This is a genomic window from Sphingorhabdus sp. (assembly GCF_040079335.1).
Classification (GTDB): domain Bacteria; phylum Pseudomonadota; class Alphaproteobacteria; order Sphingomonadales; family Sphingomonadaceae; genus Sphingorhabdus_B.
The window spans coordinates 22,228-42,153 of sequence record NZ_JBEBKL010000026.1; the positions used below are offsets into that span (position 1 = coordinate 22,228).

At 57.5% G+C, this 19,926-nt stretch carries 22 protein-coding genes; 12 read left to right on the top strand and 10 right to left on the bottom strand.

Annotated features, from left to right (window positions below; all coding sequences use genetic code 11):
- Positions 1-8: 8 nt before the first annotated feature.
- Positions 9-1,133 (bottom strand): tRNA guanosine(34) transglycosylase Tgt, encoded by a 1,125-nt coding sequence (tgt, locus tag ABL922_RS08750; protein WP_349023832.1) that lies wholly within the window; start codon positions 1,131-1,133, stop codon positions 9-11.
- 91 nt (positions 1,134-1,224) lie between these two features.
- Here tgt and ABL922_RS08755 point away from each other — a divergent pair, with 91 nt between their 5' ends.
- The 6 genes from ABL922_RS08755 to ABL922_RS08780 all read left to right on the top strand — a co-directional run bounded on the left by ABL922_RS08755 (position 1,225) and on the right by ABL922_RS08780 (position 7,525).
- A complete protein-coding gene (locus ABL922_RS08755) occupies positions 1,225-1,509 on the top strand; it encodes a DUF2282 domain-containing protein (RefSeq protein ID WP_349023833.1) in 285 nt (94 codons plus the stop codon).
- A 2-nt stretch (positions 1,510-1,511) separates the two neighbouring features.
- Positions 1,512-2,357 (top strand): peptide chain release factor N(5)-glutamine methyltransferase, encoded by an 846-nt coding sequence (gene prmC, locus ABL922_RS08760; protein ID WP_349023853.1) that lies wholly within the window; start codon positions 1,512-1,514, stop codon positions 2,355-2,357.
- 191 nt (positions 2,358-2,548) lie between these two features.
- Positions 2,549-3,322, top strand: a complete 774-nt coding sequence (locus ABL922_RS08765; RefSeq protein WP_349023834.1) for a DUF4167 domain-containing protein — start codon at positions 2,549-2,551, stop codon at positions 3,320-3,322.
- Positions 3,323-3,423: 101 nt separating this feature from the next.
- Positions 3,424-4,833 carry a DUF4139 domain-containing protein gene (locus ABL922_RS08770; RefSeq protein WP_349023835.1) on the top strand — a complete coding sequence of 470 codons (1,410 nt, stop codon included), beginning with the start codon at positions 3,424-3,426 and terminating at the stop codon, positions 4,831-4,833.
- 7 nt (positions 4,834-4,840) lie between these two features.
- Positions 4,841-6,424, top strand: coding sequence for a hypothetical protein (locus ABL922_RS08775; protein ID WP_349023836.1), 1,584 nt, complete (start codon positions 4,841-4,843; stop codon positions 6,422-6,424).
- 264 nt (positions 6,425-6,688) lie between these two features.
- Entirely contained in the window at positions 6,689-7,525 is an 837-nt protein-coding gene (locus ABL922_RS08780) for a LytTR family DNA-binding domain-containing protein (protein WP_349023837.1), read from the top strand.
- 4 nt (positions 7,526-7,529) lie between these two features.
- On the opposite strand, the gene ABL922_RS08785 is transcribed toward ABL922_RS08780, so the two are convergent.
- Both ABL922_RS08785 and ABL922_RS08790 read right to left on the bottom strand, forming a co-directional pair.
- Complete coding sequence (locus ABL922_RS08785; protein WP_349023838.1) at positions 7,530-7,928, bottom strand: acyl-CoA thioesterase; 399 nt, start codon at positions 7,926-7,928, stop codon at positions 7,530-7,532.
- A complete protein-coding gene (locus ABL922_RS08790) occupies positions 7,909-8,223 on the bottom strand; it encodes a hypothetical protein (RefSeq protein ID WP_349023839.1) in 315 nt (104 codons plus the stop codon). Before ABL922_RS08790 ends, ABL922_RS08785 begins: the two co-directional genes overlap by 20 nt.
- A 61-nt stretch (positions 8,224-8,284) precedes the next feature.
- On the opposite strand from ABL922_RS08790, the gene ABL922_RS08795 reads away from it, so the two are divergent.
- Positions 8,285-8,713: a CBS domain-containing protein gene (locus ABL922_RS08795; RefSeq protein ID WP_349023840.1), complete on the top strand. Its 429-nt coding sequence runs from the start codon at positions 8,285-8,287 to the stop codon at positions 8,711-8,713.
- Positions 8,714-8,722: 9 nt separating this feature from the next.
- Here the strand turns inward: ABL922_RS08795 and ABL922_RS08800 are convergent, their stop codons facing one another.
- The 4 genes from ABL922_RS08800 to ABL922_RS08815 form a co-directional block, all read right to left on the bottom strand.
- Positions 8,723-9,433 carry a hypothetical protein gene (locus tag ABL922_RS08800; RefSeq protein ID WP_349023841.1) on the bottom strand — a complete coding sequence of 237 codons (711 nt, stop codon included), beginning with the start codon at positions 9,431-9,433 and terminating at the stop codon, positions 8,723-8,725.
- A gap of 148 nt (positions 9,434-9,581) precedes the next feature.
- On the bottom strand, positions 9,582-10,319 hold the full coding sequence (locus ABL922_RS08805) for a Bax inhibitor-1/YccA family protein (protein ID WP_349023842.1): 738 nt from the start codon (positions 10,317-10,319) through the stop codon (positions 9,582-9,584).
- A 171-nt stretch (positions 10,320-10,490) separates the two neighbouring features.
- Entirely contained in the window at positions 10,491-11,045 is a 555-nt protein-coding gene (locus ABL922_RS08810) for a hypothetical protein (protein WP_349023843.1), read from the bottom strand.
- Between the two features lie 254 nt (positions 11,046-11,299).
- Positions 11,300-11,797 carry a PadR family transcriptional regulator gene (locus ABL922_RS08815; RefSeq protein WP_349023844.1) on the bottom strand — a complete coding sequence of 166 codons (498 nt, stop codon included), beginning with the start codon at positions 11,795-11,797 and terminating at the stop codon, positions 11,300-11,302.
- Positions 11,798-11,877: 80 nt separating this feature from the next.
- Here ABL922_RS08815 and ABL922_RS08820 point away from each other — a divergent pair, with 80 nt between their 5' ends.
- From ABL922_RS08820 to ABL922_RS08840, 5 genes are all read left to right on the top strand, one after another.
- A complete protein-coding gene (locus tag ABL922_RS08820; protein WP_349023845.1) occupies positions 11,878-13,008 on the top strand; it encodes a S41 family peptidase in 1,131 nt (376 codons plus the stop codon).
- A gap of 60 nt (positions 13,009-13,068) precedes the next feature.
- Positions 13,069-14,193 (top strand): membrane dipeptidase, encoded by a 1,125-nt coding sequence (locus ABL922_RS08825; RefSeq protein WP_349023846.1) that lies wholly within the window; start codon positions 13,069-13,071, stop codon positions 14,191-14,193.
- Between the two features lie 281 nt (positions 14,194-14,474).
- A complete protein-coding gene (locus ABL922_RS08830) occupies positions 14,475-16,115 on the top strand; it encodes an MFS transporter (protein ID WP_349023847.1) in 1,641 nt (546 codons plus the stop codon).
- An 83-nt stretch (positions 16,116-16,198) separates the two neighbouring features.
- Positions 16,199-17,353: an acyl-CoA dehydrogenase family protein gene (locus tag ABL922_RS08835; RefSeq protein ID WP_349023848.1), complete on the top strand. Its 1,155-nt coding sequence runs from the start codon at positions 16,199-16,201 to the stop codon at positions 17,351-17,353.
- Positions 17,353-17,793, top strand: coding sequence for an acyl-CoA thioesterase (locus tag ABL922_RS08840; RefSeq protein WP_349023849.1), 441 nt, complete (start codon positions 17,353-17,355; stop codon positions 17,791-17,793). The genes ABL922_RS08835 and ABL922_RS08840 overlap by 1 nt, the downstream gene beginning before the upstream one ends.
- On the opposite strand, the gene ABL922_RS08845 is transcribed toward ABL922_RS08840, so the two are convergent.
- Genes ABL922_RS08845 through ABL922_RS08855 form a run of 3 tightly spaced genes read right to left on the bottom strand, consistent with a single transcriptional unit; the run spans position 17,790 to position 19,674 of the window.
- Complete coding sequence (locus ABL922_RS08845; protein WP_349023850.1) at positions 17,790-18,593, bottom strand: crotonase/enoyl-CoA hydratase family protein; 804 nt, start codon at positions 18,591-18,593, stop codon at positions 17,790-17,792. The genes ABL922_RS08840 and ABL922_RS08845 overlap by 4 nt on opposite strands.
- Entirely contained in the window at positions 18,590-19,207 is a 618-nt protein-coding gene (locus ABL922_RS08850; protein ID WP_349023851.1) for a 2-hydroxychromene-2-carboxylate isomerase, read from the bottom strand. Before ABL922_RS08850 ends, ABL922_RS08845 begins: the two co-directional genes overlap by 4 nt.
- Entirely contained in the window at positions 19,204-19,674 is a 471-nt protein-coding gene (locus ABL922_RS08855) for a thioesterase family protein (protein ID WP_349023852.1), read from the bottom strand. Before ABL922_RS08855 ends, ABL922_RS08850 begins: the two co-directional genes overlap by 4 nt.
- Between the last annotated feature and the right edge of the window lie 252 nt (positions 19,675-19,926).

Below are 19,926 nucleotides of genomic sequence, written 5' to 3' on the forward strand. Positions count from 1 at the left end.
TGTCGCCCTCACCTCGAATAATCCCGCCTGAAATCGGTAGCGAAGGCTGCAAACCGCCCTTCCGCGATTGCGCTGCGCATCCCGGCCATCAGGCTCTGGTAGAAATGCAGATTGTGCTGCGTCATCAGCATCGCCCCCAAGATCTCGCCGGATCGGACAAGATGGTGCAGATAGGCCCGGCTCCAAGTCGTGCATACCGGGCAATCGCAGTGTTCATCTATCGGCCCCTGATCCTCGGCATGCTTTGCGTTGCGGATGTTGACCGGGCCATTCCAGGTGAACGCCTGCCCGTTGCGCCCCGATCGGGTCGGCAACACGCAATCGAACATGTCGATCCCGCGCTCAACAGCGCCGACCAGATCGTCAGGTTTGCCCACGCCCATCAGGTAGCGCGGCTTATCGGCAGGCAGCATGTCGGGCGCAAAATCAAGGCAACCAAACATCGCCTCTTGCCCCTCACCAACAGCAAGGCCGCCGACAGCATAGCCATCGAAGCCGATATCGATCAGCGCATCGGCACTTTCCTTGCGCAGCTTTTCGTCGAGCGAGCCCTGCTGGATACCAAACAGCGCCGCGCGCTCGGCATGTTCGCCGCCGCTGTCAAAACCATCGCGGCTCCGTTTGGCCCAGCGCATCGACAGCGCCATCGATTTGGCCGCTTCGTCGCGCGACACGCCATTCGCCGGGCATTCGTCGAACGCCATCACAATGTCCGAACCGAGCAGCCGCTGAATTTCCATCGAGCGTTCGGGGGACAGCATGTGCCGCGAACCGTCCAGATGACTCTGGAAGGTCACGCCATCCTCGTTAATCTTGCGCAAGCTCGACAGGCTCATGACCTGATAACCGCCGCTGTCGGTGAGGATCGGGCGATCCCAGCCCATGAATGTGTGCAAGCCGCCCAGCCGCGCCATCCGCTCTGCCGTCGGGCGCAGCATCAGGTGATAGGTGTTGCCGAGGATGATGTCGGCACCGGTTGCGCGCACTTCGGCAGGGCGCATCGCCTTGACCGTCGCAGCGGTGCCAACCGGCATGAAGGCCGGCGTACGGATTTCGCCGCGCAGCATCTGGATGCTGCCGGTACGGGCTTTTCCGTCGGTAGCGGCAATTTTGAAATCGAATCGGGATTGCATGCGCTTCGCCATAGCTGGCATAATCTTTTCGCGCTATTGGGGGCGCATGGGGCCCGACAGACAGTGTGACTTGGTACATTTTGCCCGACTGTTGGCCGCAGCGGCCAGCCTGTCAGCGTGCGAGCGCCCTGCCACCACCGACATCCATTATGATGAAAAAGGGCGCGGGCTGGTGATGCCCGAGCCGCAAAAGGCCGACCGAGAGAAATGCTATGGCGTCGCGCTCGCCCAATATAATGATTGTGCCGCTGGCCCGGGAACCGATTGTGCGGGCACGGCAACCAAGGACTATATGCCTGAGCGCTGGAAATATGTGAAACTGGGCGACTGTGAGCCATTGGGCGGAACATTGGAACCAAGGTCGAGCCCTGAATGAGCATTACGGTTTCGCAACAACTGGTCGCGGCTACAAGAGCGCTGGAAGCGGTGAGCGACACGCCCAGGCTCGACGCTGAACTGCTAATGGCACATGCCTTGGGCCTCAACCGCAACGAATTGCTGCTGCGCGCACGCGATCTGGCGACGCCGCCGGTATTTGACGCACTGCTGCAACGCAGGCTAGCGCACGAGCCTGTCGCCTATATCCGCGGCTATCAGGAATTCTGGGATCTGACTTTGGCGGTCACTCCGGCCACGCTGATCCCACGCGGAGATAGCGAAACCTTGATCGAGGCCTCTATTGGCCATTTTCGTGACCGCAAACCGCCTGCCTGCATCCTTGATCTTGGCACAGGGTCGGGCGCATTGCTGCTCGCCGCGCTTTCGGTTTTCAGTGAGGCCGAGGGAACCGCCATTGACGCCAGCCTCGATGCCCTGGCTGTTGCGCAAGCCAATGCCGAACGACTGGGCTTTGGCAATCGCGCTCGCTTTCTGCGCCGCAGCTGGCGGGATGCGGGCTGGGCCGATGATTTAGGGCGTTTTGACCTCATCCTTTGCAACCCGCCTTATGTCGAAACCGACGCCGAGTTGGCTCGGCAAGTTCGCGATCATGAGCCCGCCAGCGCCCTGTTCGCAGGACAGGACGGCCTCGATGAATACAAGTTGCTGATTCCGCAGACCGCCGCATTGCTGGCCCCCGGCGGCGTCGCGACATTCGAGATAGGGCTGAGTCAGGACGAGGCCGTTACACATTTGGCAAAAGAGCAAGGCTTTGCCGTCTCAGCACACCGCGATCTGGCGGGCATCATCCGCGCATTAAGCCTATCTAAACCCGTCAGTGGATAAATTTAGCTTGGAATCGCCGGATAGGCGGGCTAGGGCAGCCATAGCTTCACAGCGATGTGGCCGGAAATCGGCCCTTTTTGGGAAGCTGCCCCAACGCATCGACGACATAGAGGGGGACCGCACAGGGCGGTCGCGATACGGGCACAACACACGGAAATTGGGTTGCTTTATTACAGGACAGGTTCGTCTTTATGAATAATCGGCAGACCAGCCGCCGCCGCGGCCGGAGCAATAATCGTACGCAGAATAATAACCGTAATGGCTACGATCACCAGAATCGCATCGACAATCGCGCACGCGGAAACGCCGCGCAGATGCTCGAAAAATATAAAAAGCTGGCGCAAGATACCCAATTGAACGGGGATCGGGTGCAGGCGGAATATTATCTGCAATTTGCCGACCACTATTTCCGCGTGCTCGCCGATTTCCGAAGCCGTCAGGACGAAAACCGTCCGCAACGCAGCGAATGGCGCAATGACGACCGCGAAGGCGGCGACTGGCGCGATGAAGATCGCGACGGCGAAAGAGGCGAATTCGTCGACGAAGCGACCGATGGCGTCGACATCGAATCTGAATTGCGCCAAGGCGAAGACGAAGACCGCCGCCCGCAACGCAACGATAATCGCGACCGGAACCCGCGCAATGATCGCAACAACCGGAACGACCGTGGCGACGGTAACGAACGTAACAGCCGGCCCGATCGGACCGAAGGAAACGACCGCAACAACCGCAGCGATCGTAACAACAACAATCGGCGCGACCGCAATGATCGCTATGAACGGAATGACCGTCAGCCGCCGCGCGAAACCGAAATTGTGGAATCCGGTCTCGACCTCGCCGTGCTGCCGCCTGCCATAGGCGCCGCCAATGACGAGGATATGGTAGTTGCCGAAGCAAAACCTGCCCGCAAGCCACGCGCGCGCAAGCCAAAGGCAGCCGAAGACGAAACCGTCGCCGCAGAGTAATAGCTTCAAGTGAGAATGAACATGACCCGGGCCATTAAGGCTCTGGTCATGTTGAAAAAAATACTCCACCAGATAGCGACCACTATCGGGGGAGTATGATCATGCGTGCAGCCTGGCTTTTGGCATTGGGAGGCGCGCTGGCTGCGCCAATTTTGGCACAAGACGCAACAACAGTTGCGGTTCCGGGAGGAGCCACCGCGCAAGGCGATGTAGCCGTCACCATCTACCAGAACGGCCAGAGCCTCGTTCAGGACACGCGCCGCCTCAACATGCCGGCGGGGCGCTCCAAACAAGAATTCCCGGACGTTTCAGCTCAGATCCGCGCCGAAACCGTCACTCTTACTGGCCCCGGCATCGGTATCGTCGAGCAGAATTTCGACTACGATCTGCTGACCCCCGCCAAGCTGATGGAAAAAGCGGTCGGCCAGACCGTTACCTTGATCCGCACCAATCCCGCCACCGGTGCTGAAGTGCGCGTCGCGGCGAAGGTATTGGCGGCCAATGGTGGTGTGGTCCTCCAGATCGGCAATACCATCGAAGTGCTGCGCGACGACGGCCTGCCTGTCCGAGTGATTTTCGACAAGGTTCCGCCCAATCTGCGCGCCCGCCCAACGCTTTCGGTCACGCTTGAATCGAAAGGTGGCATGACACCCACTACCCTAACCTATCTGACCCCCGGCCTTGGCTGGACGTCGGACTATGTCACGCTGTTCGACGATGCGAAGCAGACGATCGACGTGCAGGGCTGGGTCACATTGACCAACAATACCGGCACCGATTACAGCAGCGCCAATGTCCTTCTGGTCGCGGGCAACCCCAATGCGGGGGGTGGACGGCGAAACTATACCGCACCTTGGAACCCCTCGACAGGAACCATCGACGAAGCGGGGACTGAGAGCAATGATCGCGAACGCTTAGGCGATTACTATCTCTACCCGCTCGCGGAACGGACAACGATTGCCAATGCACAGCAAAAGCAGGTCAGCTTCCTCGATGTGAAAGCGGCACCCGCACGCAAAGTGTATGAGTTCAACAATGGCTGGCTGGCGACCAATGAGGCGGCCAGCGCTTCATCGGTGCTCAAATTCTCGACTTCGCGAGCGGGCGGGCTGGGTGATCAGCTGCCTGCCGGAACAATGCGCGTTTACATGCGCGATAAGCGTGGCGACCCGCAATTTATCGGTGAAAGCCGGATTGAGGCGACCCCGATGGGCAGCGCAATGTCGATCCGCACCGGCGATGCCTTTGATGTGAAAGTGAAAACCGTCGTGGTCGAACGCACAAGGGTGAATTCGAGCCGCTGGAAAACCCGTATGCAATATGAGTTCACCAACGCGCGCAACGAAGCGGTGACAGTCGACCTTGGCCAATCAGGCCTGTGGGGAGACGTACGCATCACCGAGCAAAGCCAGGAAGGCAAGCGCGTGTCCGCCGATCGCGTTGAATGGAGCGTTGCCGTTCCAGCCAATGGCAAGGCCACACTGACCGCCACGTTCGACAGCCGGTATTGACGCTGACATGCGGGCTGTACTCGCCCTGACCCTTGCAGGATGTGCTGCTCCACTGGCAGCGCAAAGCGTTGCGGTATCCGACGGTCCGGAAAATGTCTCGCTGACGGTCTATCGGGCCAGCGGGCGAGGCGAGGCGCCGATCAACACAAATTGGCCGCAAGGCTATGCCCTGATCACCGAAACCCGGACGGTGACGATTCCGGCGGGCGAAAGTCTGATCCGCTTTGAAGGTGTAGCTGAGGGTATGTTTCCGGAAAGCGCGATCGTTACCGGTCTACCCAAAGGGGTGAAAGAGAAGAACCGCGATGCGCGGCTGCTCTCTCCATCAGGTTTAGTGGACGCCTATCTGAAGCGCGAAGTGACGATCACCCGTACCGACAAAGCCACGGGCAAGGCGCGTGAAAGCCAGGCAATAATTACGGCGGGTCCGGGTGGCGGCGTTATTCTGCAGACGGGCGAAGGGTATGAGGCATTTCACTGCACAGGCCTGCCCGAACGGATGCAATATGGCGGCGTGCCGCAGAACCTGTCTGCCAAACCGACATTATCGGTGATCACCCAAAGCGATGCGCCGGTCACAACGCAGCTGACGTTGACCTATATGGCATCGGGTTTCGACTGGCAGGCCAACTATGTGGCGCAGGCGACGAAATTGAACGATGGTGCTATCGGCAAGGGCAAGGTCGATATCTTCGCGTGGCTGACTCTTGCCAATGGCGGCAACCAAAGTTTTGTAAATGCCAACACCATGGCTATAGCTGGTGAGCCAAATCGCGAACGACGCGGCGCGCAACCGCGGCCGACCGGCGGCGGCCTTAACCTCACATGCTGGCCCGCGCAACGCACGCATCAGGTGCCGTTCAATCTTGGCTATTTGCCAAATATTCCACCTCCCCCGCCGCCCCCGGCACCGATGGCCTATGGGATGGCGGATGCAGAAAATATCGTCGTGACCGCATCAAAAATGCGGCGCGGCGAAGCGATGGCGAGCCCTGTTGCTGTAATGATTGCCGAGCAGGAGGATCTGGGCGATCTGAAACTCTATCGCGTGCCCGAGCCGGTAACCGTAAATGCGAAGGGCCAAAAGCAGGTTGCGATGATCGTAAAACCGGGCGCGGCCTTTGACCGGATCTACACCGCCAATGTCGATAATCGCTATGACGACGAGGGCCAAAGCCAGCCTATGACGATTCTGTTCCGCAGCGAAAATCGTAAAGAGAAGGGGTTGGGGCTCCCCATGCCATCCGGCCAGGTCATGCTGTTTGAAGACAGCGATTATGGCCCATTGCTTGCCGGACAATCGACGCTCAGCGACCGCGCGGTGGGCGATGAGATCGAGATGGCGATCGGGCAATCCTCGGATGTGCGTTTCGCAGTCACGCGGTTGAGCGAAAGTGATAAGAAGCAACGCTTCAAAGTCGATATCACCAATGCCCGAAACGAGCCGGTCAATATCGAAATCGTAATACCCTATGAGCTGCGCGGCAAGCCAAAGAACATTACAAAGGTCGACGGCGTGCCGACATGGAAAACGACCGTCGCCGCCAATGGCGAAGCAACGCTGACCTATGAGCTGAAGCTGGAAAACTGAAGCGGACGAAGGGGGCTTCGTCCGCTTCCAAGGTTGTTCGACTCTCAAATCGAAAATGGGGCGAAAAGTCGGTTTAGGACTTATCGACCCGCTTTGAATGTCACTGGCAACTCGCGAACGCAATCGCGAATTCGCGAAGCACAACGAAACGTTCGCGAATGGCGCGCGCAATTTCACGAAACGCGAATGCGCTGCGAATTTTTCCACAAGCTTGTAGAAACTGGCCGATGCTGGTAAACGGCATCAGGAAGCGGGGCAAATCCTATGACATTGCACGGGTTTCTGGATTATTGGTGTTCGCTCGATTGGCGACATCAGCTGCGTCATCTTGCGCAATATTTGCTGATCGCAGTGCTGCTGGTTTTTGTCTCGCCGTTCGGGATGTTTCCTGAGCAGCCGCTGGTAAGGCTGAGCTATTGGTTCGCAATTCTGTCGATATTCGGCATGGCAATGATGCCGATAGCTTCGAAAATCATCCGATCGACAGGTGCTTTTGACGATTTCAGCCGGTGGAGCGGGATATTCGGCTGTGTGCTCTTTGCCACTATCCCGATGACCTTCATCGTCCATGCGATTGAATATTGGGGTTGGTCGATCGCAGCAGCGCGGCTGGGCGACGCCGTTACACCAATGCGTCCTTCGCGCGACACTGCGGGTCTGATCGCGTTATTCGCACAGTTGCTGGCAATCAATCTGATCGCAATCGGGGTCAATTCGCTGTTCATCCTCGCGCTGCATGGATTGCAATCCGAAGCACGGTCCCGACCGGCTGCAGGTATTCGATTTCTCTCGCGACTACCCGATCAACTGGGCACGCAATTGCTGCATCTGCAGATGGAAGACCATTATTTGCGCGCAACCACCACAAAGGGTGCCGACCTGATCCTTATCCGCTTCCGCGATGCCTTGCATGAGCTCTCTGATTATGACGGGCTGCAGGTTCACCGTTCGTGGTGGGTGGCACGCGACGCGGTTGAGAAATTGAGCCGCCAAGGCCGCAAAATCGAATTGCTGATGATCGATGGCACTCGGATACCAGTTTCGGCGGGCTATCGGAAAATGGTCGAGGAATTGCTACTCGGTAAGACCGGCAAAGACTGAACGTTCAATCCTGCGGCGGCAATGGCCTTGGTCGATGCTGCTCATCGAGCGCGACAAAAGTGAACAGGCCCTCGGTCACCTTGACCTCCTGTTCCCCCCTGTCACGAGTTGCAAGAACCTCAATGCTGATCGCCATTGAGGTGCGCCCGCGCCGTTCGAGCGCAGCATAAACCGAAATGATGTCGCGCAACAATATGGGTGCGATAAACTCCATCTTCTCGATCGCCACCGTTGCGCACGGCCCTTCAGCTATGCGTCCGGCAACAATACCGCCCGCGATATCCATCTGCGCCAACACCCAGCCACCAAAAATGTGGCCATTGGCGTTGATATCTGCAGGGCGCGGCACCACGCGCAGGATCGGGTCACCCCGTACCGGCAGATTATGGACGGTGCTGGTCATTCTCGTCATCCGCGAGATCGGCGAAGGGGTCGTCGATTGCCTCGTCATGCCCGGTTCCGCTCGAAAGGAACACCAGCCCCATCAGCGCCGACATCAGCATCACCGAGAAGATGATTCCCGCTGCAGTCGCGATATACAGGTGGATAGAGATCAGGCCATATTGGTACCAGAAGAGGCTGAGCGCAGCGCCCGTGATCACCAGCGTGAACGCGAACATCCAGCCCATCAGACGGCGATAGCGCGCCCAGGCAAAGGCAGCATATTCGGGATTGTCGAGGCGGGAAGGTCGAGTCATTTTATCCTGCGCCGCGTCTATGCTATGAATGCTGTCGGAGCAAGACGAATGGGAGCACGCGATGACGATTGCAATCATCCTGCAGGGGCGCGAAGGCGCGGTTTTCACGGCATCTCCGGATGAACTGGTCGAAGCCGTCGTGGCGCGACTCGCGGAGAAGCGGATTGGCGCATTGCCCGTGGTCGAAGGTGATCGGGTAGTCGGGATATTTTCCGAACGCGATGTGATCTACGGCCTTGCCAGCCATGCCGCCGCGATGATGACAAAACGGGTCAGCGATGTCATGACGGCACCTGCGATCACGGTCACATCGGATTCGCCCGTCCTTTCGGCGCTGTCGTTGATGACGCGCCGCCGCATCCGCCACCTGCCCGTGGTCGATGATGACCGCATCGTCGGCTTCGTCTCGATTGGCGATCTCGTCAAACACCGCATCGAAAGGATCGAGGCCGAAGCGTCGGCGATGCGCGACTATATCCAGATGGCCTGAGCGCTACCTCTATTTGGTAGAAACGGTGGTTGCAGTTGCAGGAGCCGAGGCCTGAACAATCGGCCGCGGGCCATAGCGTGCATTCCACTCGACAATGTCGACCTTATACTTCTCGAACGCATTGTAGAAGTTGATAAACACCGCATCGAGATCGGCGAGCGCGCCAAAGCTGTATTCGGGCAGCGCGGATGACGGGATGGCGACAATCTCGCGCGATTTCGCCAGCGATTTGTCGCAGAATTCGGCGCGCACCGGCGGCAGGGCAAAGTAATTGTACAGGTCGGTCGAATGCGTATCGCGCACCCGCAGGGCATTCTGCCGCGGAAAACGCTTCACATATTCGGCATCGACTGCCTTGTTGGTTTGCGAAAGACGCGCCTTATGCACCTGCAGATAGCGGTTATAATTTTGCGCAATCTCGCCCCAGACAGGCCCCTGACAATTGAGCGCGGCCACGTTGAGACCCGACCGCAGATGCCAGATATATTCTTCACGCGTGAGGTTGCGATTGGGGGTGATGCGCACACCGTCCGCGCCAAAAGCCGGAACCTTCATCGTCACCGCCGCACCACCGGGAGGCAAGGGCATTGGCGGGATGACGGGAGCAGGCGGTGGCGCAACCGGCTTGGGTGCTACCACAATGGGCTTTGGCGCCGGCGCACATGCAGCAGCCAGCAACGTTAAGCCGACGATCAGAGATCCCCTACCCAATTTACGCATATTCAAATCACTCCCGCGAACCCGATTATATCTTTCAGTCTGTCAACACGATTAACAACCGAAAATAAAGCGCCCATCGGCGAACTGCGCAAAGAAAAAGGCCCAGTGGTTTCCCACCGGGCCTCTTCGTTTGTCAATTTAGCCTGACTTAGTCCCGATTGCCCAGGAAGCTGAGCAGGAACTGAAACATGTTCACGAAATCGAGATACAGGTTCAGAGCCCCCATGATCGCGATCTTGCCGAGAGCTTCATGGCCACGATAATAGAGATATTCGCTCTTGATACGCTGCGTATCATAAGCCGTCAGGCCCGCGAAGATCAGTACGCCAAGGAAGCTGACGACCATCTGCAGCGTGCTCGAACCCAGAAAGATGTTGACGATCGAGGCCAGAAAAAGCCCGACCACACCCATGATCAGGAAGCTGCCCCAACCGGTCAGGTCCTTTTTGGTAGTATAACCCCAAAGGCTAAGCGAAAGGAACGAGACCGCTGTCACGAAGAAGGTGGTCGCGACCGACTGCCCTGTATAGACCAGGAAAATCGTCGACATCGACAGGCCCATGACTGCGGCAAAAGCCCAGAACATCGCCTGCAATGCGCCGGTCGAAAGCTTGTTCACGCCAAAGCTCATCACCATGATGAAGGCGAGCGGCGACAGGATGATCAGCCAGCGCAGCGGCGTTGCCATCACCTGTGCAGCCATGCCACTGTTGGCGAACAGCAAGGCTACAATGCCGGTGAGCATCACGCCCGACGCCATATAGTTGTAAACCTTGAGCATATGGGCGCGCAGCCCGGCGTCGACTGCCGCCCCGGCAATCGGCTTGCCATCAATGGTAGCGCCCGCCTGGGTTTGCGTTACCCGCGGATCAGACCATTCAGCCATTTGAAAGTCTCCTTATAGCAGCGGCACCATAGCCGCCTAAGTCCGTAATATTGGATGAAATCGTTCCAATTTCAAGTGAAACCGGACTCGGCACAGCCCGTTTGTTGCATTCGCAGATATGCTGGCACTGCTCCGGAGTGACCTCCACCATTCTCAACTGCATTGCTGCTGTCAGGCGATGAATGCCGCCCAAACAAATACCGCACTGCCCAACAACGAACTGATAATCGTCGGTTTGCGATAGGCGGGGCTGAGCAAGCCGATAAACAGACCGCCGAGCACGACGAAAAACAGCGTCAATCCAGCAATCCACCCAAGCGTCTTGTAGATCAGCGGGCCATGTCCCTTGTGGATTTCCATCAGCGCATTGAGCGTGTCAGGCTCGACATATTTGGCGGTGAGTTGGCCGTCTTTTTCCTCAAAAGCGACGTGTGGACGCGATGTTGGCCGCGTTGTGAAACTGTTGCCGCGCGCGCGGATATAATCAAAATCTGCGTCAATTTTCTGCGATTTCAGGAAGGCGCGAACATCATTCTCGAAATTTGGACTTTTGGTGTCAAAACTGGTTCCGGCAGGAATGGCCAAAGGCGTTTCCGTGGTGCCGCCTTCAATTCCGGCCATTTTCAGACCGCCCGTTACCGCAACCAATAGAAAAAGCGGCGCCAGCAGGGCAGCTCCGTAGAGATGGAGTTTAACCAGCAAATTCCGAAGCTTCACCTTATTCACACAAATTTCCCTTCACTGAACGCATTTGATCCAAATGTTCAGCGCCCCGATGCCACAATCGAACAGGGGAAGCCATTGGGGATAGCGTAGCCGTGTGTATTAAAATGTCTCTCGATTGCCGAACGGCCAGCTTAGCGGTTTTCGCACCGGTCAACGCAATTACAGAGCTTATCTGCACCGGTTGATTGGGGTTTATGCGCAGCGTTGAGGGGGACAATTCGATATGGTGCCGACGGATGTCTCCAAGGTCAATCTTACTTGGTCACAAAGTCTATCATCGCCAGCCAAGTCGCCCTAGCCTTTAACCATGACGCATGGATTTTTGCTGACATTGGGCTGTCCGCAAAGGCGGGTTGCCCGGCGAATGCCTCGGATAGTGTCCGTACTTCAGCAAGAAATGCCTTGCGTTGCGACGGTGTAGCCAAGTGTAAATAAACTAGGCGGGTGCGGAGTGGATCAAAGCCCATTCCGGCTGCGCGGTTGGCATCCAGCAGCCATAATTCCAATGCGGCACGCCCCCCCTCGGTAACCCGATAATCGAGCCGCTGCCGTTTTCCGGTCGCTGCGGGGCTCGGCTCCAGCAGCCCGCGGCCAGCAAGTCTTTTGATCAAAGGGTACACTGCTCCTGCAGACCCTGACCAATATTCCGAAGGTGACCGAGCAAAGGACTGCGCGATCGCATAACTTGTCGCGGTTCCTTTGCTCGCGATTTCAGCGAGTGCAGCACCTTCAAGGTCGGTCAATCGTACCATTTCACTCCTCTAACGCTTCTTGACGGTCACGACTACATCTGTCAATTTACTACGAATCGTAATATATAGGAGCCTTGCGGATGCGTTTGATTTTTGCAGCGATGATTTCGTCGATGGCCTGTGCGCAGGCTATTGCTGCGCAGCCAGCAACGGCGGAATCGACCCCGATTGCCAATGTTGATGCCCGATCTGTCGCGACGACATTGGCCGCGCGGCTCGAATCGGATTTTGTTTTTCCCGAGCAGGGCAAGCGGTATGCAACGGCGCTCCGCGCGAATGCCGATGCGGGTGCTTATGACGTGCTCAAGGGTGCAGAACTTGCCAAAAAGATGAGCGACGACCTGCAGAATGTAGCGCGCGACGGCCATTTGCGCGTGATGTTCGAAGGGATGGGCAGCGGCCCGCAAATCATTATAAAACGACCGCCGGATGCGGCAGGCGGCCCACCTGTAGGAACGGGCAAGCCGGTTATGATCAGGATGGCACCGCCACCTGCGATCGAACATGCCGGCTGGATCGCACCAGGAATAGCCTTTGTGCGTTTCAACCTGTTTCCGGGAGAGCCGGGCACTGTAGAAGCCGTACGCAAGTTTATGGCAGCGCACGCCAGCGCCAAAACCATCATTTTCGATATCCGCACGCATATCGGGGGTGGGCTGGACGAAATGGATGCGATCTTCCCATGGCTTTTTGCAAAGCCAACGCGACTTGCGACCATGGCAACGCGAAAATCAGTCGATGACGCAGGCGGCTCACCCATCGCAAATTTAGCATCAATGCGTATTGTGCCAGCCAATCCGAATTTTGTGACCCGCGAGCATTGGGTTAAGCCGGGGAAAAGCAAGCGCCTGAACAAGGCCAATATCTTTGTCCTGACGTCGGGGATGAGCGGATCAGCTGCCGAGCATTTTGCACTTGCCTTCAAGCACAGCGGGCGCGGTACATTGATCGGCAGTGCTACCTTTGGCGCCAACCATTTTGGCGGTGATCAGGATCTGGGTGGCGGCTTTACGGCCTTTATCCCGGTCGGACGCACCTATGACCCCAAAACCGGCAAAGACTGGGAAGGGGTTGGCGTAGCGCCCGATATTGATGTTGCGCCAGAAGGCGCTCTGGTTACGGCGTTGGTGCTGTCGGGTGTGACGCAGACAAAGGCTGCCGAGCTATCGGCGAAAGTGGCGCCCAAAGGACCGATGTTTGGCAAACAATGATATCGGAGGAAATATGACGAGGCGATTCCGAAATTTTTGTGGCATGCCATCCAGATGAGCATGAACCGCCGCGATTGGATTGTCAGTGCCGGAAGCGTCATGGCTTTATCGAACGTGCCAACGCTGGCGGCCTATGCCCGAAAGCAGACACATTGGTATTCTAAAGCTATAGTGATCGACGGCTTGTCGTCATTCTCTGATCCTTACGCACCCGAAGAGCAGATGCGCTTGTCTGACCGTTTGAAGGCAGAGCTTCGCCAAACGGGTGTTTCGGCCATAAATGTGACAGTTGGCGGCGTTGGCAATGATCTAAATGTCTGGGATCAGGGTCTGGCCGCAATCAAAAATTATGACGAAGTCATCGAAGCCAATCCTGACTTTTTAGTCAAAGTATCAACTGCGGCAGACATCCGAGCTGCCAAAGCAACCAACAAGTTCGGGCTGATTTACGGAACGCAGGATAGCAGCATGATTGGCACAACGCTCGACCGGTTGGCCGAGTTGAAAGCCAAAGGCATACGTATCGTTCAGTTGACCTACAATCTGCGCAATTTGAGCGGCGATGGCGCGTTGGAACCAGACAATGCAGGGCTGTCCAAACTCGGTCATGCGACAATAAATCGGATAGAGTCAGAAAAGCTCATTCTTGACCTGAGCCATGGCGGGGCCAAGACTATCGAACAGGCGATCGCAGCGGCAACCAGGCCGCTCTCGATCAACCATACAGGTTGTAGAGACCTGTTCGATCATCCCCGCAACATATACGATAGCGCGATGCGCGCGGTCGCGGACAAAGGCGGTGTCGTCGGCATCTATTTCATGCCATTTCTCGCGGCAGGCAGCAAACCCACCAAAGATGACCTGATCCGCCATATCAACCACGCCCGCAACATCTGTGGCGAAGAGCATGTGTCACTTGGCACCGATGGCAATCAGCTGCCTATCCCGATCAATGAAGCAACTTGGCAAAGCGCACGAGAAATGCATGAATTTCGTTCAGCAAACGGATTTGCTGCGCCGGGCGAGGGGCCAGATATTTTGACGATCGTTCACGACTATAACAGGTTGGATCGCTTTCAATCGCTCGTAGAAGATTTGGCAAAGGCTGGTTGGAAACGGTCGCAGCTCGAAAAGCTTCTGGGTGGTAATCTGCTGCGGTTATATGCCGAAATTTGGGGTGCTTAGGCGATGCACCGATCTCCGAGGCGGGGACCAGCGAGCAAGCGCAAGTAGCGCTCTTTGACTATGTCGAGCTAGCTTCTTGCAAACGGCACCGCACAACCGGAATATCCGCTTAAAATTTCTCAACCACCGCACATCGCAACGATGGCGCTGCCTTGATGCCAACTGGTGATCTTTGATCGCATTCGGCACCACCTTTACCGCCATGCAAACTCCTTTACCCGCTTGCGCTTTGCACAACCTCTGCTAGCCCAAGCCGCGAACGCGAGACAGGATTGAGGAGAATGACGTTGAGCGCAACAAGCGATGCAGAGTCGATTGAAAACGCCAACGCCGAAGGGGAAAAGTCAGCGACCGGTTATAGCTGGTACGTGCTGACTGTTCTTGTCGTCGTCTATATTTTGAACTTCATTGACCGGCAGATTGTCAGCATCCTTGCCGTTGATATCAAAGCCGATCTGGGCCTGACCGATGCCGATATGGGCTTTCTGGGTGGAGCCGCCTTTGCGGTATTTTATGCGCTGTTCGGGATCCCGCTCGGGCGGCTCGCCGACAATTGGAGCCGGGTGCGGCTGCTGTCGATTGGCCTCGCTTTATGGTCGCTAATGACCGCGCTGTCCGGCTTTGCCCGCAACCAGGTCGAACTCACACTGGCGCGCATGGGCGTCGGCGTTGGGGAGGCTACCGCAAGCCCGACCGCTTATTCGCTGATTTCAGACTATTTCCCCAAGCGTCAACGCGCCACCGCGCTCGCCATCTATTCGTCAGGCCTGTATATCGGTGGCGGCGTTTCGCTGTTCATCGGCGCCCTGATCGTCAAGGCATGGAATGATGCCTATCCGGTGGGTGCACCGATGGGGCTGGCCGGTTGGCAGGCGGCGTTCCTTGCCGTTGGCATTCCCGGTGTGCTGGTCGCCCTTTGGGTTTCGACGCTGCGCGAACCTGTACGCGGCGCGATGGACGGGGTTGAGACTGCAAGCTCGCCCACCCCGTTCCGCGCCTTTGCCAGCGACCTGTCGATGATTGTGCCGCCCTTTACCCTCTGGGGCGCTTGGAAGCGTGGGCCGGCAGCCCTTCTGATCAACATCGCAGCAGGCGCAGCGCTCGCACTCTTTGCTTGGTGGATGATTGAACTTACCGATAATCCAGCAACTCGCCATAAAGATACATTGCCGCAATGGTCAGCAGTGGCTTTGGGATATTATGCAGTTTTTTCGTGGGCGAGTACTTTGCGCGCACGCGACCCCGCCACCTTCAAGCTGATTTGGGGCACACCTGCCTTCATCTACACCACCTTGGGCTATGGCCTTGTCTCGCTTGCGGCTTATGCGCTCGGCTTCTGGGCCGCCCCCTATGCCGAAATCGTGCTGAAACTACCCAAGGCAGAACTGGCCTTCATCCTGGGGGCAAATGGCGCGTTGAGCGGATTTCTGGGCGTCATCATCGGTGGACGGCTGGCCGATGCGATGCGGATGAAAAATCCTGCCGGCCGCATCTTGATGATCATCTTCGGCGTGGTCGGCCCGATCATTCCAATCTGGATTGGTTACACAACCGACAATTCGACCATGTTCTACACGATGAATTTCCTGGCCAGCATGCTCGCCGCTACCGCTCTCGGAGCCGCCGCCGCAACCACGCAAGACCTTGTGCTGCCGCGCATGCGCGGCACGGCGACTGCGGCTTTCTTCCTTGGCACCACCTTGGTCGGCCTGTCCTTTGGCCCCTATATGGTCGGGCAGATTTCCGACCTTGCCGGCACCATGGTTGATGGCAAGCTGGTCGGCGACCTGCGCTTTGGCATTTTGTCGCTGATCGGGGTTGCGCCGATAGCGCTGGCTTTGCTGATCGCCGCCTATCGCACTGTTCCGACCGCCGAGCGCACGATTATCGCCCGGGCGCGTGAGGCGGGCGAGCCTGTTTAATCATACGGTTAAATTCCTACTTGACGTAAGCGTAAAGTTGGGGCTTTGTAGGCGTCAACTTTGTCAGTTTTGAAAGGGCAGCCATGTCGCTCGATGCATTGCACCGCACCGCCTATAACGAAGACCATGAAGCCTTCCGCTCGACCGTCCGCCAGTTTGTGGTGAAAGAAATAGAGCCCAATGCGGACAAATGGGACGCCGAAGGCCTCGTCCCGCGCGAAGTTTGGCCAAAGGCAGGCGAGCTTGGCCTGCTGTGCCCGACCGTGCCCGAAGAATTTGGCGGCCTCGGCCTCGACTTTGGCTACAATGCCATCATAAACGAGGAATTCGGTTACAACACCGATGTCGCAACGGGCTTTTCGCTGCAGACCGACATCGTTGCCAATTATATCATCCAATATGGCTCTGAAGAACAGAAGAAGCAGTGGCTGCCCAAGATGGTTTCAGGTGAGGTCATCACCGCGATCGCCATGACCGAACCGGGCACCGGTTCCGACCTGCAGGGGATGCGCACCACAGCGAAAAAGGACGGCAACCATTATGTCGTCAACGGCGCCAAGACTTATATCACCAACGGCCAGAATGCCGACTTGATCCTCGTCTGCTGCAAGACCGATCCGGATGCGAACCCCGCCTATAAGGGTGTGTCGATCGTCCTCGTCGAAGCCGATCGTGAAGGCTTCAAACGCGGTCGCAACCTCGACAAGGTCGGGCTCGATGCCGCCGATACGTCGGAACTGTTTTTCGAAGACGTCCGCGTGCCGATCACCAACTGCCTCGGTCAGGAAGGCATGGGTTTCATCTATCTGATGAGCGAACTGCCGCAGGAACGCCTTTCGATCGCTATCGGCGCACAGACCGGTGCGCAGCGCAGCTTCGACCAGACGGTCGAATTTGTTCGCGAGCGCAAGGCATTCGGCAAGCCGATCCTCGATTTCCAGAATACACGCTTCGTGCTGGCAGACCTCAAGACCAAGTTGCAGGTCGGCTGGGCGCATATCGACTGGGCGCTCGCCCGCCACATGAAGAAAGAACTGACCCCCGAAGAGGCTTCGGCTGCCAAGCTGTGGCACACTGAATTGCAGGGTGAAGTCGTCGACAAGTGCCTCCAGCTGCATGGTGGTGCTGGCTTCATGAACGAATATCCGATCGCCAAACAGTTCCGCGGCGCGCGCGTCACTCGCATCTTCGGCGGCACCAGCGAAATCATGAAGGAACTGATCGGACGCAAGCTGTAATGGCGAAGCCCGAAGGATGGCGACTGAACTTGGCCGCCTATCCCATCATCCTCGAAAGCGACACGCGCTTTCAAGACATGGACATCAACGGGCATCTCAACAACGTCGCATTCGCGTCGCTGTTCGAGAATGCCCGGGTCCAGCTGCACCGCAAGGCGCGGCCATGGTCCGACCGGCCAGACAATGAACGTACCATGGTCGCTTCGGTCGAGATCAACTATCTGCGCGAGGGCAATTTTCCGGCGCCCGTCACCATCGGATCGGGCATCGGCCGCATCGGCAATTCGAGCTGGGTCGTCGTGCAGGCCATGTTCCAGAACGGCCAATGCATCGGAACCTGCGACAGCGTGATCGTCTGCCGCACCGACAATGAGGCCAAGCCTCTGCGTGCCGAGGTGGTAGCGGAACTCGAAGAGATGATGGCGAAAGCCGTCACCTAGTCCGCAAAAACCGGCTTCCGCTTCTGCATCTCCGCCATAACCGCCTCCATCTGGTTCGGCGTGCGGATGACCTTGATCTGCTCATCGCTTTCCATCTGCAGCAACTCGGCATCGCTTGATGTCGCCAACGCGTTGCACATACGCTTGGCACCGCGGATGGCATGCGGGTTCTTGTTTGCGATTACGCGGGCAAGCTCCATCGCCTTGGCATGCGGATCGTCCGAAACATGGGTAGCAAAACCCATTTCCTTGGCCTCGACGCCGTTAAACTCGCGGTTGGTGTAGATCATCTCGCGCAGCACATCGTCGGCCACTTGCGCGCGCCATAACGGCATACCGGCGACATCGGGGACCAGACCCCATTTCATTTCCATGATCGCGATGCGCGTGTCGGGGTGGACGATGCGGATGTCGGCACCCGCCATGATCTGGCTGCCTGCCCCGAAAGCCACACCGTGCACAGCGGCGATCACTGGCACCGGCAATTCACGCCAGCCATAAGCGGCATATTGGGCGTTGTTTGAAATGCCCTTGGTACGATCAGCAAGCGAACCCCCGGCGCTGCTTGCACCCGGATCGCGTTCGCCTTGGAGGCTCGACAGATCAAGGCCGGCACAGAATGCCCTGCCCTCACCCGAAAGCACGACGACGCGCAGTCCGGGTGTGGTTTTCAACTGGTCAATCGCCTCGACCAGCGCGTTCCATTGCGCACCATCGAGTGCGTTCATCTTGTCGACCCGGGTCATGCGGACATCGGCGATGCCATCTTCCAGCATAGTGATTGAAATGCGGTCGTTCATGGCTTTCCTCTCCGTAGAGCCGCCTCAACCAAAGGCAGCTGATCGTTGCCAAAATACATGTCGGTGCCATCGACAAAGATCGAGGGCGATCCATAACCGCCACGCGCGATCACCTCTTCGGTGTTGGTGCGCAAGCGGGCTTTTACGTCATCACTTTGCGCGGCCGCTTTGAGCATCGCGCCATCAAGACCAATACTGTCGGCAACAACCGCCAGCACGTCGGCATCGTCGAGATTTTCCTGGGCACCGAAATAGCTTTCGAACGCCGCCTTCGAAAAACGGCGCAGCGCATCCTGATCGCCTTCCAGCACGCAAGCAAAGCGCATGGCATTCACGCTTTTGGCCGGATGCCATTGCGAGGGAAAGTTCATCTCAACCCCCGCCAGTGCGGCCCAATCGTGGAGCACCTTCCAGCTATGCTTGAGCTTGCGGTTATCGGTCATTTCGCGCGCGGCATAGACTGACGGGTTAACCGCGTTGAACACCCCGCCGACCAATATCGGGCGGAGCACCGCTTGCTCGCCGGTCCGTTCCAGCATCGGCCATAAATTGGTGAAGGCCAGATAGGTCCAGGGGCTGGACAGATCGTAGAAAAATTCGACACGCGCGGTCATTGAGCAGGCACCTCCTCACGCACTGGCGCATTTTCAGCCTTGGAATCGAATTTCAGGAACACATCCCTGATCCATTCGGGGAACGGCATTGGCCGGTGGGTTTCGAGATCGACAAAGACGCTGACCAGTTCGACTTCGGCGCGCAGATCGTCCGATCCATCTTCGGTCGCGCCATGGATTTCGACGATCTTGGTGATGCTCGAACGACCCATTTTGGTGGTGCGACACATCACCTCGATCAACTCATCGGGGAAGATCGGTGCATTCCAGAGGACGGTCGCTTTCTTGACGTGGAACTCCAGTGGCTCTTCCGGGTTGACCAGCCGCAAACCGCAGGCGCGCCAATATTCGGTCACCGCAACATCGGCATAATCGAGATAGCGCGCGTTGAAGACGACACCCTGCGCGTCAGTCTCTGCCCAGCGAACGCGGAGGGGATAGCGGAAAGCGAAATCATTTTTGGACATGCTATTTCGATGGCAAATTGAAACGGGTTGCGCAAGCAGTGGATAGCTATGCGATGCCGATCGCGCGGAAGTTGACAAAGCTGACACTATGTCGCGCAAGATTGTTACGCCGATTACTTCCAAACCACTCCCGTCGCCCCGCACTCGATGCGGGGCTTGGCTCCTGTTCGTCACGACAGGCCGCAAAAAGCCGAACCCCGCATCGAGTGCGGGGTGACGTGTTTGTATAGTCCGTAGATGATGCACCCCCCC

Bases quoted from the DNA above. Each gene is read 5' to 3' on its own strand.
- tgt (WP_349023832.1), bottom strand. From the start codon at position 1,133: ATGCAATCCCGATTCGATTTCAAAATTGCCGCTACCGACGGAAAAGCC.
- ABL922_RS08765 (WP_349023834.1), top strand. From the start codon at position 2,549: ATGAATAATCGGCAGACCAGCCGCCGCCGCGGCCGGAGCAATAATCGT.
- ABL922_RS08770 (WP_349023835.1), top strand. From the start codon at position 3,424: ATGCGTGCAGCCTGGCTTTTGGCATTGGGAGGCGCGCTGGCTGCGCCA.
- ABL922_RS08775 (WP_349023836.1), top strand. From the start codon at position 4,841: ATGCGGGCTGTACTCGCCCTGACCCTTGCAGGATGTGCTGCTCCACTG.
- ABL922_RS08780 (WP_349023837.1), top strand. From the start codon at position 6,689: ATGACATTGCACGGGTTTCTGGATTATTGGTGTTCGCTCGATTGGCGA.
- ABL922_RS08785 (WP_349023838.1), bottom strand. From the start codon at position 7,928: ATGACCAGCACCGTCCATAATCTGCCGGTACGGGGTGACCCGATCCTG.
- ABL922_RS08790 (WP_349023839.1), bottom strand. From the start codon at position 8,223: ATGACTCGACCTTCCCGCCTCGACAATCCCGAATATGCTGCCTTTGCC.
- ABL922_RS08795 (WP_349023840.1), top strand. From the start codon at position 8,285: ATGACGATTGCAATCATCCTGCAGGGGCGCGAAGGCGCGGTTTTCACG.
- ABL922_RS08800 (WP_349023841.1), bottom strand. From the start codon at position 9,433: ATGCGTAAATTGGGTAGGGGATCTCTGATCGTCGGCTTAACGTTGCTG.
- ABL922_RS08805 (WP_349023842.1), bottom strand. From the start codon at position 10,319: ATGGCTGAATGGTCTGATCCGCGGGTAACGCAAACCCAGGCGGGCGCT.
- ABL922_RS08815 (WP_349023844.1), bottom strand. From the start codon at position 11,797: ATGGTACGATTGACCGACCTTGAAGGTGCTGCACTCGCTGAAATCGCG.
- ABL922_RS08820 (WP_349023845.1), top strand. From the start codon at position 11,878: ATGCGTTTGATTTTTGCAGCGATGATTTCGTCGATGGCCTGTGCGCAG.
- ABL922_RS08825 (WP_349023846.1), top strand. From the start codon at position 13,069: ATGAACCGCCGCGATTGGATTGTCAGTGCCGGAAGCGTCATGGCTTTA.
- ABL922_RS08830 (WP_349023847.1), top strand. From the start codon at position 14,475: ATGACGTTGAGCGCAACAAGCGATGCAGAGTCGATTGAAAACGCCAAC.
- ABL922_RS08835 (WP_349023848.1), top strand. From the start codon at position 16,199: ATGTCGCTCGATGCATTGCACCGCACCGCCTATAACGAAGACCATGAA.
- ABL922_RS08840 (WP_349023849.1), top strand. From the start codon at position 17,353: ATGGCGAAGCCCGAAGGATGGCGACTGAACTTGGCCGCCTATCCCATC.
- ABL922_RS08845 (WP_349023850.1), bottom strand. From the start codon at position 18,593: ATGAACGACCGCATTTCAATCACTATGCTGGAAGATGGCATCGCCGAT.
- ABL922_RS08850 (WP_349023851.1), bottom strand. From the start codon at position 19,207: ATGACCGCGCGTGTCGAATTTTTCTACGATCTGTCCAGCCCCTGGACC.
- ABL922_RS08855 (WP_349023852.1), bottom strand. From the start codon at position 19,674: ATGTCCAAAAATGATTTCGCTTTCCGCTATCCCCTCCGCGTTCGCTGG.